Source organism: Nocardioides ultimimeridianus (assembly GCF_054777895.1).
Genome location: NZ_BAAHAB010000009.1, coordinates 198,911 through 210,470 on the forward strand (window position 1 = coordinate 198,911; position 11,560 = coordinate 210,470).

General features: G+C 72.1%; 11 protein-coding genes and 1 riboswitch. Of the genes, 2 read left to right on the forward strand and 9 right to left on the reverse strand.

The annotated features are described in order from the left end of the window. Positions 1-18: 18 nt before the first annotated feature. From bluB to ACYU8V_RS09550, 5 genes are read right to left on the reverse strand one after another with little or no spacing between them, the layout of a single operon-like run. The gene (bluB, locus tag ACYU8V_RS09530; RefSeq protein WP_460846921.1) at positions 19-642 is read right to left on the reverse strand and encodes a 5,6-dimethylbenzimidazole synthase; all 624 of its coding nucleotides are present in this window, start codon (positions 640-642) and stop codon (positions 19-21) included. After that, complete coding sequence (gene cobM / locus ACYU8V_RS09535; protein ID WP_460846922.1) at positions 629-1,381, reverse strand: precorrin-4 C(11)-methyltransferase; 753 nt, start codon at positions 1,379-1,381, stop codon at positions 629-631. The genes bluB and cobM overlap by 14 nt, the downstream gene beginning before the upstream one ends. Continuing rightward, complete coding sequence (gene cobJ / locus ACYU8V_RS09540; protein ID WP_460846923.1) at positions 1,378-2,961, reverse strand: precorrin-3B C(17)-methyltransferase; 1,584 nt, start codon at positions 2,959-2,961, stop codon at positions 1,378-1,380. Before cobJ ends, cobM begins: the two co-directional genes overlap by 4 nt. Continuing rightward, positions 2,958-3,614, reverse strand: a complete 657-nt coding sequence (locus ACYU8V_RS09545; protein ID WP_460846926.1) for a precorrin-8X methylmutase — start codon at positions 3,612-3,614, stop codon at positions 2,958-2,960. The genes cobJ and ACYU8V_RS09545 overlap by 4 nt, the downstream gene beginning before the upstream one ends. Next, positions 3,611-4,420 (reverse strand): nitrite reductase, encoded by an 810-nt coding sequence (locus tag ACYU8V_RS09550; RefSeq protein WP_460846927.1) that lies wholly within the window; start codon positions 4,418-4,420, stop codon positions 3,611-3,613. The genes ACYU8V_RS09545 and ACYU8V_RS09550 overlap by 4 nt, the downstream gene beginning before the upstream one ends. A 54-nt stretch (positions 4,421-4,474) precedes the next feature. Continuing rightward, positions 4,475-4,583, reverse strand: a riboswitch (cobalamin riboswitch). 80 nt (positions 4,584-4,663) lie between these two features. Here ACYU8V_RS09550 and ACYU8V_RS09555 point away from each other — a divergent pair. Together ACYU8V_RS09555 and ACYU8V_RS09560 are read left to right on the forward strand one after the other, a co-directional pair. Next, on the forward strand, positions 4,664-5,764 hold the full coding sequence (locus ACYU8V_RS09555) for a carbohydrate kinase family protein (protein WP_460846929.1): 1,101 nt from the start codon (positions 4,664-4,666) through the stop codon (positions 5,762-5,764). Beyond that, a complete protein-coding gene (locus tag ACYU8V_RS09560; protein ID WP_460846930.1) occupies positions 5,761-6,687 on the forward strand; it encodes a pseudouridine-5'-phosphate glycosidase in 927 nt (308 codons plus the stop codon). Before ACYU8V_RS09555 ends, ACYU8V_RS09560 begins: the two co-directional genes overlap by 4 nt. 182 nt (positions 6,688-6,869) lie before the next feature. Here the strand turns inward: ACYU8V_RS09560 and ACYU8V_RS09565 are convergent, their stop codons facing one another. The 4 genes from ACYU8V_RS09565 to ACYU8V_RS09580 all read right to left on the reverse strand — a co-directional run bounded on the left by ACYU8V_RS09565 (position 6,870) and on the right by ACYU8V_RS09580 (position 11,423). Continuing rightward, positions 6,870-8,399 (reverse strand): AMP-binding protein, encoded by a 1,530-nt coding sequence (locus ACYU8V_RS09565; protein ID WP_460846931.1) that lies wholly within the window; start codon positions 8,397-8,399, stop codon positions 6,870-6,872. Between the two features lie 126 nt (positions 8,400-8,525). Then, positions 8,526-9,569: an ABC transporter substrate-binding protein gene (locus ACYU8V_RS09570; RefSeq protein WP_460846932.1), complete on the reverse strand. Its 1,044-nt coding sequence runs from the start codon at positions 9,567-9,569 to the stop codon at positions 8,526-8,528. A gap of 70 nt (positions 9,570-9,639) precedes the next feature. Next, entirely contained in the window at positions 9,640-10,590 is a 951-nt protein-coding gene (locus ACYU8V_RS09575; protein ID WP_460846934.1) for an ABC transporter permease, read from the reverse strand. Next, complete coding sequence (locus tag ACYU8V_RS09580; protein WP_460846935.1) at positions 10,587-11,423, reverse strand: ABC transporter ATP-binding protein; 837 nt, start codon at positions 11,421-11,423, stop codon at positions 10,587-10,589. Before ACYU8V_RS09580 ends, ACYU8V_RS09575 begins: the two co-directional genes overlap by 4 nt. Positions 11,424-11,560: the final 137 nt, after the last annotated feature.

Consider the following 11,560-nt stretch of genomic DNA (forward strand, 5'->3'; position numbering starts at 1 on the left):
GAAGGTTGGACGGACGCGTCAGGTCCGGCGGTAGGTCTCCTCGTGCAGCACCGACGCGACGGGCGAGCGATGCCGCCAGCCGTACCGCTCCAGATCCGGTACGTCGGGCAGGCCGGCCACCTGACCGACGCAGAGCCACGCGACCGGCCGGACGTGGTCGGGCATGCCGACCAGCGAGCGCAGGAACTCCTCGCGGTAGAAGCTGACCCAGCCCACACCCAGCCCCTCGGCGGTCGCGGCGAGCCACAGGTTCTGGATGGCACAGACCACCGAGTACAGGCCCGCGTCGGCGATGGCGTGCCGACCGAGGACGTTCGGGCCGCCGCGGGTCGGGTCGTAGCCGACCACGATGCCGAGCCCGGACTCCCGGATGCCCTCGACCTTGATCCGGTTGAACGTCTCCAGCCGCTCGCCCTCGAGCGTGGCCGCGAACGTGTCGCGCTCGGACCCGACGTGATCGGCGAACGCATCGAGCGTGCGCGCCGAGCGCACGATGACGAAGTCCCACGGCTGGCTCATCCCGACGCTGGGCGCGCAGTGCGCGGCCGACAGGACCCGGTCCAGCACCTCGCCGGGGACGGGGGCGCCGGTGAACTCGCGCCGGGTGTCGCGGCGACGGTTGATCACGTCATAGAGCTGCACGGCGGCTCCTGTTGCAGTCGTAGAGGTGCGACTCGCCACCGGGCCGCGGGTCGAGGGCGCGACCGACGAGGATCACGGCCGCCTGGCGCAGCCCGGCCTGCTCGACCTGGTCCGCGATCGTCGCCACGGTGCCGCGCAGCACGAGCTCGTCGGGCTGGCTGGCGCGGTAGGCGACGGCGACCGGGCAGTCGGCTCCGTAGTGATCGGCCAGCTCGGCCATCAGCTCGCGGGTCCGGGTGATGGCCAGGTGCAGGACGAGCGTGGCGCCGGTCGCGGCGAAGGTCCGCAGGTCCTCGGTGTCGGGCATCGCCGTCGACCGCTGCTGGGTGCGGGTGAGCACCACCGACTGGGCGATCAGCGGGACCGTGAGCTCGCGCCCGAGGGCGGCCGCCGCGGCGGCGTACGCCGGCACCCCGGGGGTCACGTCCCACGGCACTCCCGCCTCGTCGAGCCGTCGCGTCTGCTCGGCCAGCGCGGAGTAGATCGACAGGTCGCCGGAGGCGAGGCGGACGACGTCCTGGCCCGCGGCATGGGCGTCGACGAGATAGGCGGTGATGGCGTCGAGGTCGAGGTGCTGGGTGTCGACGAGACGGGCCGTCGGGCTGACGTGGGCGAGGACCTCGGGGTCGAGGTAGGTGCCGGGGAACAGCACCACGTCGGCGTCGGCGAGCATCCGCGTGGCGCGCACGGTCAGCAGGTCGGCCGCGCCCGGGCCGGCGCCCACGAAGTGCACGGTCATCGCACGAACCTCGGCGTCCACACGCCCGCGGGGCTCACCCGGGTGCTCTCCGCGCCCACGATCAGCAGGCACTTCATGTCGATCGTCGCGGGGTCGAGCTCGGCCAGCGTGGTGACCTCCAGCGACTCCTCCACGCGGCCCACGTCGCGGCCGACGACCACGACGGTGTCGGGCTTGCGGTGCTCGAGCAGCACGTCGCGGGCCGTCGCGATCTGCTCGGTCCGGCTCCGCGAGGCGGGGTTGTAGATCGCGAGCACCAGGTCGGCCTCCGCGATCGCGCGCAGCCGCCGCTCGACGACCTCCCACGGCTTGAGCCGATCGGAGAGGGAGACGACGGCGAAGTCGGCGCCGATGGGCGCGCCGGCCCGGGCCGCGACGGCCTGCACCGCGCTGAGGCCCGGGAGCACGCGCACCGGCACGTCGGCGTACGCCGGGTCCTCGGCCGCCTCGAACACGGCCGCCGCCATCCCGAACACCCCGGCGTCGCCCCCGGAGACCACCGCGACCCGCTCGCCGGCCTTCGCCAGGTCCAGGGCGTGCCGGGCGCGGTCGACCTCGACGGTGTTGCCGGAGGCGTGCCGGGTCAGGCCGGCCCGCTGCGGCACCCGGGCGACGTACGGCGCATAGCCGACCACGTGGTCGACCTCGGCCAGGGCCGCGCTCACCTCCGGGGTGAGCCAGCCGTCCGGGCCGGGGCCGAGCCCGACCACGAGCAGCTCGCGTGCGGTCGTTTCGATACGCGCCGCGCTCGTTCCTCGCTCCGCGCTACTCAACCACCGGTCTGGGTCGTTGGTTGAGCAGGAGCGAGCGCCAGCGAGCGACGTATCGAAACCAACGCGGAGTCGCTCCGAGGACTTGTCCCCGGCCGTGTCCCCCGGCACCACGATCAGCGAGAAGTACGGCACGGTGTCCGCGTCCACCTCGGCCACCGGCAGCCGCCGCTCGTCGGCCTGCGAGGCGCGCTCGACGTACCAGGACCCCTCGAGCCGGCCGGCCGCCTCCAGCGCCCGCCGGACCGCCGGGAACGTCCGGCCGAGCTTCATGATGATCGCGCCGTCGGTGTCCGCGAGCCGGCGCGCGAGCTCGGGCTCGGGCAGGGTGCCGGGCAGCACGGTGAGCACGTCGGTCTGCCGCACCAGCGGTGTCGAGACGGCCGCCGTCGCAGCCGAGAACGCCGGCACCCCGGGCACCACCGAGGTCTCGTAGCGACCGGAGAAGCGGTCGTGCAGGTACATCGAGGATCCGTAGAACAGCGGGTCCCCCTCGGCCAGCAGCACCACCGAGCGGCCGGCGTCGAGGTGGGCGGCGAGCCGCACCGCGCAGCTCTCGTAGAAGTCGGCCAGCGCGCCGACGTACCCACCGGGGTGGTCGGTCGTGCCGGTCGTGACCGGGTAGCGCAGCTCCTCCTCGATCACGCCCGCGGGGATGAAGGAGGCAGCGATCCTGCGCGCGTGCGACTGCTTCGAGACGCCCGCGTGGTAGGCCACGACGGACGCCGACCCGATCAGCCGGGCGGCCTTGAGCGTCAGCAGCTCGGGGTCGCCGGGACCGATGCCGACGACAGTGAAGGTGCCGTTCACTCGACCTCCTGCGCGATCGCGTTGAGTGCCGACGAGGTCATCGCCGAGCCGCCGCGGCGGCCCCGCACGGTGACGTAGGGGATGTCGATGCCGTGCTCGTCCTCGAGGTCGATGAGCGCCTGCTTGGACTCGGCCGCGCCGATGAAGCCGACCGGGCAGCCGACGATCGCGGCGGGGCGCGGGCCACCGTCCAGGATCATCTCCAGCAGGTGGAACAGCGCGGTGGGTGCGTTGCCGATCGCGACGACCGCGCCCTCCAGCCGCGGCTCCCACAGCGACACGGCCGCGGCCGTGCGGGTGGTCGCCCACTCCTCGGCCAGCCCCGGCACCGCGGGGTCGTTGAGCAGGCACACCACGTCGTTGTCCTTGGGCAGCCGCGCGCGGGTCACGCCCGTGGCGACCATGGTGGCGTCGCACAGGATCGGCGCGCCCGCCTCGAGCGCGCCGCGGGCGGCGGCCATCAGCCCCGGGTGCACGACGAGGTCCTGCGCCAGGTCGACCTGCCCGCTGCCGTGGATCATCCGCACGGCCAGCTTCTCGGCGTCGGCCGGCACCGCGGAGAGGTCGGCCTCGCGCCGGATCGTCGCGAAGGAGTCGACGTAGATCGCCGGCCCCGCGTCGACGTACGGATAGCGGCGGGTGGGCCGGTTCATGCGATCTCCTCGGCGGTCGGGGTGGGAAGCAGCAGCCCGCGCCAGGGCGTGACGACGAGCGGACCGTCGGGCAGCGCCTCGACGGCCGCACGGTCCAGGCCGGCATCGGGTACGGCGAGGTGCCGCTCGTCGTACGGCATCGGCCCGGAGGGGGCGGGAAGGCGCGGGTCCGGGGCGGCGGGCGGCACCAGCGGTACGCCGAGCTCGCGCACGTGCCACGGCGCGGCCGGCCCGGTCCCCCGGGCCCGCACGAACGCGGCGGCGAGGTCGGCCAGCCGGGCCGCCGCCGCGTCGAGCGGTACGACGTCCCCCCACGTCTCGCCGACGCGCAGCTGGGCCTCGGTGGTCGACAGCACCACCAGGCCGAGGTCGCAGGGCCGCTCGACGAGATCGCCGCGGCCGTCGTCGAGCACGAACAGGAAGCGAGCCGACAGCCCGGCCAGCAGCGGGTCGGCGCACAGCCGCCGGTCGAGCTCGTCGAGGACGGCGTCGTCGAAGCCGGGCGAGGCCAGCACGTTGCGCACCAGCTCGTGGGTGCGGGTCGGCAGCAGCCCGGTGTCCTCCAGCGCCCGCAGCGCTGCGGGGGTGAGCGAGCCGCCCATCCCGGAGAACCCGCGGACCTGGAGGTTGGCACGCCCGGTCACCCGGACCCGCCCGTCCCCGTGCTCCTCGGCGACCTCGGCCAGCGCCCGCAGCGACGCCGCCGACACCCGGCCGCCGATCAGCCGCAGCCGCACCAGCAACCCGTCGTCGGCCCGCCACGGGCGCAGCGCACCGGGGCACAGATCGGCTCGGGTCCGACTCACTGGAGACCTTTTCTGGCCAGGGCCCGTTCGCGGGGCTCACGTCGACCACGCGGCGGTCGCCGCGAGGTGCCAGCAGGTGCTCGGACTCGGGACGACTCCCTCACCGTTGCGCGTCAGTCCCGGACTCTCACCGGGTTCCCCGACTGGCGAGGCCCAGGGTACGCGTTCCGCGCCATCCCGACGAGGCAACCCCTCGCGGAACAGCCTTGCTTATGACAATAAGGATTACTTAGTGTTGTCAACGTGGCCGCATTGACTCCCCGGGAGCGCGAGGTGCTGGAGCTGGTCCGGGTCCAGCCGCTGCTCGACGCGCAGTCGATCGCCGACCGGATCGGCAGCACCCGCGCGTCGGTCGCGATGGCGCTGTCGTCCCTCACCCGCAAGGGCGCGATCGCGGGCCGGGGCTACCTGGTGCGGGAGGAGCCGCAGGTCGTGGTCCTGGGCGGTGCGGTCATGGACGTGCACGCGGTCTCCGGCGCCCCGGCGGTCCTCCACACGAGCAACCCGGCGGCGATCCGCACCTCCCCCGGCGGGGTGGGCCGCAACATCGCCGAGGGGATCGCCCGGCTGGGGGTGCGGACGTTCCTGGTCGCGGCCGTGGGCGAGGACGCCTTCGGGCGCGAGCTGCTGGCGCGTACGGCGGAAGCCGGCGTGCTGCTCGATCGCATGGTCCACAGCCGATTCGCCACCGGCACCTACCTCGCCACGCTCGACCACGACGGGGAGCTGGTCATCGGCGCCTCGGACATGCGCGCCACGGACTCCTTGACCCCCGACCAGCTCGGCCGCGCACGCGACGTCATCGCGCGCGCCGACTTCCTGGTCGTCGACGGCAACATGCCCGCCGACGTCGTCCGGTGGGCGCTCGAGGTCGTCGCCCCGACCTCGGCCCCCGTCCTCGTGGAGCCGGTCAGCGTCGCCAAGGCCGGCCGGCTCGCGCCGCTGCTCGACGGCAGGCCGATCGACACCGTCACGCCGAACATCGCCGAGCTCGCGGCGCTGGTCGGCTCCCCCGTCGCCAACACGCGTCCGGCGATCGCCCGCGCGGCCGCGGACCTGCACGGCCGCGGCGTGCGGCGGGTCTGGGTCCGTCGCGGCCGGCGCGGCAGCCTGCTCAGCGACGACGGCGTGGTGACCGCGCTCGACGCCCTGCCCGCCGATGTCGTCGACGTCACCGGGGCGGGCGACGCGATGACCGCGGCGTACGTCGCGGCACGCTCGGCCGGCGATGCGCCACTCGCTGCGGCCGAGCTGGGCCATCGCGCCGCCGCGCTGACCGTCGCGCACCCGGACACCGTCCGCCCCGACCTCGCCGAAGCGATCCGAACGGAGACCCGCCCGTGACCACTCCCCACCCCTCCCTGTCCGTCGCTCCCGAGGTGGCGAAGGCACTCTCGGTCGGCGAGCCGGTCGTCGCTCTCGAGTCGACGATCATCAGCCACGGCATGCCCTACCCACGCAACGTGGAGATGGCGCGCGAGGTCGAGCAGATCATCCGCGACGGCGGCGCCACGCCCGCGACCATCGCGGTCCTCGACGGCGTCCCGCGGATCGGGCTGTCCGCCGCCGAGCTCGACGTCCTGGCCTCGGACCCCTCGGTCAGCAAGGTCAGCATCCGGGACCTCGGCTATATCGCCGCGCGCCACGCGCACGGCGCCACCACGGTCGCTGCCACCATGCGCCTCGCCGCGCTCGCCGGGGTCCGGGTCTTCGTGACCGGTGGCCTCGGCGGCGTGCACCGCGGTGGGGAGTCGTCGCTGGACATCTCGGCCGACCTGACCGAGATGAGCCGAACAGATGTCGCGATCGTCAGCGCCGGGGTGAAGTCGCTGCTCGACATCGGCCGCACCCTGGAGGTGCTGGAGACCCTGGGCGTGCCGGTCGTGGCCTACCGCTCCGACGAGTTCCCGTCGTTCTTCTCGCGCTCCAGCGGCTTCGCGGCTCCGATGCGCCTCGATGAGCCCGCCGAGGTGGCGGCGATGATGCGGGCGAAGTGGGACCTCGGCCTGGAGGGTGCGATCTCGGTCGCCAATCCGGTGCCCGTCGAGGACGAGATCCCCCAGGCCGCGATCGAGCAGACCATCCGCCAGGCGCTGGCGGATGCCGATGCCGGCGGCGTCCGCGGCAAGGACATCACTCCCTACCTCCTCGGCCGCATCGTCGAGCTGTCCGGCGGTGCATCACTCGAGACGAACATCGCGCTGGTGCGGAACAACGCCCGCCTCGGCGCCGCGATCGCCGTGGAGTACGCCGCCCTCGCCCCGTAGCGCGCGAGCAGGACCTGCCCAAGCCTGTGCGCCAAGCCTGTGCGCGCGGCAGCGCGGCGCTGCCGGCGCCGGTTGCCGAGCCTGGGCGGCGAGCGACGGAGGAAGCGAGGAACGAGCGACCGGAGGAGCGAGCCGCGCAGGCGAGGCTAGGCGCCGATCAGCGGCGACGCGCTCGCGCCAAACTAATTGACCTGGCGGTCACGGCCGTCCCAGTACGGCGCGCGCAGCTTGAACTTCTGCAGCTTGCCGGTCGCCGTACGGGCCAGCTCGTCGCGGAACTCCACGGAGGTGGGGGCCTTGTACCGGGCCATCCGCTGCTTGCAGTAGTCGATGACGTCGGCCTCGGTCAGCGTCGAGCCGGGCGCGACCACGACGAGCGCCTTGATCGTCTCGCCCCACTTGTCGTCGGGGATCCCGATGACGGCGACCTCGTTGACGTCGGGGTGCCCGAAGATGACGTCCTCGACCTCGATCGAGGAGACGTTCTCGCCGCCGGTGATGATGACGTCCTTCTTGCGGTCCGCGATCGTCAGGTAGCCGTCGTCGCCGATGGTGCCGCCGTCACCGGTGTGGAACCAGCCGTCGCCGAGCGCCTTCTCGGTCTCCTCGGGCTTGTCCCAGTAGCCCTCGAGCACGACGTTGGAGCGCGCGAGCACCTCGCCCTCGGCGTCGACCTGGAGCGTGACCCCGAGCGCGGGGGCGCCGGCCCGGACCAGCCTCCCGGCCCGCTCCTCGTCGGACAGGTCGTCCCACTCGGCGCGGCCGCGGTTGATGGTGAGCAGCGGGGAGGTCTCGGTGAGGCCGTAGATCTGGATGAACTCCCAGCCGAGCTCGCGCTGGATCCGCAGGATGGTCTTGGTGGGCGGCGGGGCGCCGGCGCAGATGATCCGCACCTTGTCCCGCCCGGGGATCTCGCCGTCCCACTCCGCCGCGGCATCGAGGATCGACGCCACGACCGCGGGCGCCGCGCACATGAAGGTGACGCCGTGCCGCTCGATGCGTCGCAGGATCTCGGCGCCGTCGACCTTGCGCAGCACGATCTGGGGTACGCCGAGGCCGGTGGTCGCGAACGGCATCCCCCACCCGTTCGCGTGGAACATCGGCAGCGTGTGCAGGTAGACGTCGCGGTCGGAGACACCGGCGTGCAGGCCGAAGGTGAGCGCGTTGACCCAGATGTTGCGGTGGGTGAGCTGCACGCCCTTGGGCCGCGCGGTCGTGCCGGAGGTGTAGTTGATGGTGGCGGTGGCGTTCTCGTCGGCCTCCCACTGCCGCGGGGCCACGCCCTCCAGGTAGAGGTCGTCGTCGTTGCCGAGCACGAAGGTGTGCTCGCACTTCACCCCGGCGAGCGAGTCGGCCACCTCGGGGTCGAGGTAGAGCACCCGCGCCCCGGACTGCTCGACGATGTAGGCGACCTCGTCGGGTGAGAGGCGGAAGTTGATCGGCACCAGCACCCGTCCGTAGCCGGTCACGCCGAAGAACGCGGTCATCAGCCGGGCGCTGTTGTGGCTGACCATGGCGACCCGGTCCCCCACGCCGATGCCGAGCGCGTCGAGCTTCGCGGCCATGGCGGCGGCGCGCTCCGCGAGCTGCGCATAGGTGAGGTCACCGAGGCTGGGAGCCGGCTGGTCCGGCTCGTCGACGACGCCGACCCGCTCGCCGTACACGGTGACGGCGCGGGCAAGGAAGTCGCTGGTGCTGAACGGGACGAACATGGGCGTGTGGCCTCCCTCACATCAAGGTGGGACCAACGTAGTGCGCAGCACCACGGCCCCACACCCCCCGAAGGGGATGTGGGGCGCGCCACTGACCAGGGCGTGGGGGTTCCTACCTGATCAGGGTCACTGGATGCCCAGCTGCTGGTCGGCGACCTTCGCGAACTCGTCGGTGTAGGTCTTGGTCGGGTCCACGTTCGACACGTCGGTGCCGATCGTCTTCTCGGTGTCGGCGATGATCGCCGGGCCGGACGGCGGCATGATGCCGTCGGCGGTGTACTGCCCGAAGTCCTCGGTCAGCGCCTTGATGTAGTCGGCCTTGGTGATCAGGTCGTTCTGGACGTAGTCGGCCGGCATCTTGTCGGCGATCTGGGCCGGGGTGTGGGTGTGCATCCAGTTCAGCGTCGCGACCAGCGCGCTCACCACGCCCTGGACCTCGGTCTTGTGCGAGTTGACCCAGTCGGTGCGCGCCAGGGCGGTGGCGGCCGGCCAGGCACCGCCCAGGGCCTGGTTGGCGCCGGCGGTGGTGGCGAGGTCGACGGCCGAGTAGGCCAGGCCCTTCTTCTCCAGGGCGGCCACCGTGGGCTGGGTGGTCATCACGCAGTCGACCGAGCCCTGCTGGATCTGCGCGACCGCCGAGGAGCCCGAGCCGACGGCCTGGGTGTGGTAGTCGGAGTGCGCGACGCCGGCCTTGGCGGCGATGAACTGGGTGAGCTCGTCGGTGCCCGACCCGAGGTCGGTGACGCCCATGGTCTTGTCCTTGTAGTCGGCGCCGGAGTGCACGCCGCTGTCGGTGGCGCACATCTCGCGCTCGCCGGGAGCGCCACCGAGCTGGACGATGCCCTCGACGTCCTTGCCCTGGGCCTGGAAGTCGAAGCTGTGGATGTACCAGGCGCCGGCCATGTCGACCTGGCCCGAGGCCATCGCGTCCTCCGCACCCACGCCGCCGTCGACCTCGTCGGAGAGCTGCACGTCGACGCCGTACTTGTCGTAGTAGCCGAGCTGCTTGGCCAGGGTGAACGGCAGGTAGATCTGCTTGTCCAGGCCGCCCACCATGATCTTGACGATCGGGGTGCCGTCGGCGTTGGTGTGGCTCCCGCCGCCACAGGCGGAGAGGCCTCCGGCCAGGGATGCGGTGACCGCCACGGCGGCCAGGGTCTTCTTCAACATGGTTGTTCCTTTCGAGGGTGCTGCGAACGCGGGGGTGGAGGGGTGGGGACCCGAGAGGTGACCCGAGGGGTCAGAGGCCGGCGGACTCGGTGCGGCTCGGCGGACGCCAGCGGAGAAGTCGCTTCTCGAGCCGGCCGATCAGGAACTCGGCACCGAGGACGAGCACCATGATCACGAACATGCAGGCCCAGACACCGGCCGGATCGAACCGGTTCTGCGAGGTCTTGATGATCAGTCCGAGACCGTGCTGGGCACCCAGCACCTCGCCGACGATCGCGCCGACGATGGCGAAGCCGAAGGCGCTGTGCAGGCTCGCCGCGATCCAGGTGAAGGCCGACGGCAGGGTCACGTGGCGAACGATCTGCAGCCGCGAGGCGCCGAGCACCTTGGCGTTGGCGAGGATGTTCTGGTCGACCTCCCGGACACCCTGGAAGGCGTTGAAGAAGACGATGAAGAACACCAGGACGCCGGCCAGCGCGACCTTGGGCGCGACACCGACGCCCAGCGCGACGGTGAAGATGGAGCCCAGCACGATCCGCGGGATCGCGTTGACCATCTTGATGTAGGGGCCGAGCACGTCGGCGAGGTAGCCGCTCTGGCCGAGCAGCACACCGACGACCACGCCGAGGGCGGTGCCGACGCCGAAGCCGTACACGGCCTCCTTCATCGTGGTGTAGATGTCGAACCAGTACGAGCCGTACGACGTGCCGTCGCGGAAGAGCTCGAGGGTGCGGTGCACGATCTCGGTGGGACGGGAGTAGTAGAACGGGTCGATGATCGGCGCGTCGGCGCCCTTCATCGTGATGCCCGAGAGCAGCTCCCAGCCGCCGAGCACGAGGACGACGAACGTCACCCGGCCCAGCCACACCAGGGATCGGCGGCGCAGCCGGAGCCGGCGGGCCTTGGCCGACGCCTCCCGGTCAGCAGCCGCGAAGCGGTCATCGGCGGTCGGTTCCACGGTCTTCTCCTCGCTGGTTCGGTCGCTCGGCGACGTACGCCGGTGCAGGGTCGAGATGCTCATGACGCCACCGCCGCGGAGCGTGCGTAGGCGCGCTCGACCTCGTCCTTGAGGGACTGCCAGATCTTGTGCTGGATCTCGAGGAAGTTCTCGTCGTAGCGCAGCTCCTGCACCGCACCTCGCGGGCGCGGCAGGGTGATGTCGTACGACGCCTTGACCGACCCGGGCCCCGCGGTCATCACGATGACCCGGTCGGCGAGCGCGACGGCCTCGTCGAGGTCGTGGGTGATGAACAGGACGGAGGGCCGCAGCTCCTCCCACAGGCCGATCAGCTCGGTCTGCATGATCGCCTTGGTCTGCACGTCGAGGGCGCCGAACGGCTCGTCCATCAGCAGGATGTCGGGCTCGTTGATGAGCGCGGCCGCCATGGCGACCCGCTTGCGCATGCCACCGGAGAGCTGGTGGGTGTAGTGGTCCTCGAAGCCGGCCAGGCCGACCCGGCGCAGCCAGTCGCGCGCCTTGACGGCCGCGGCCTTCTTGTCGGTGCCGGCGAGGATCGGGCCGAGCATGACGTTCTGGAGGACGGTCTTCCAGGGCAGCAGGGCGTCGCCCTGGAACATGAAGCTCACCCCGGGCGTCACGCCGTCGACCTCGACGCCGCCGACCTTGACCGAGCCGAGGCTCGGCCTGTCCAGGCCGGCGACCATGCCGAGGGTGGTCGACTTGCCGCAGCCGGTCGGGCCCACGATGGCGCAGAACTGGCCGGGCTCGACGGTGAACGTCGCGTCCTTGAGAGCGGTGAACGCGGTGCCGGACGGGGTCAGGAACCGCTTGGTGAGCCCGGTGACCTCGATCCGGGCGTTGGCCCGGTCGGTCCGGGTGGAGGGGGACGACATCGGGTCTCCTCGCGTCGGGTGGATGGAACAGCCCAGACGCTAGGTATGACGGCCGTCACACCGGAACCTTCTGCGCACAAGGCCCCGTTCTTCCGATTTCACGGGGTTTTGCGCGTTCTTCTCACCGCCCGCCCGCT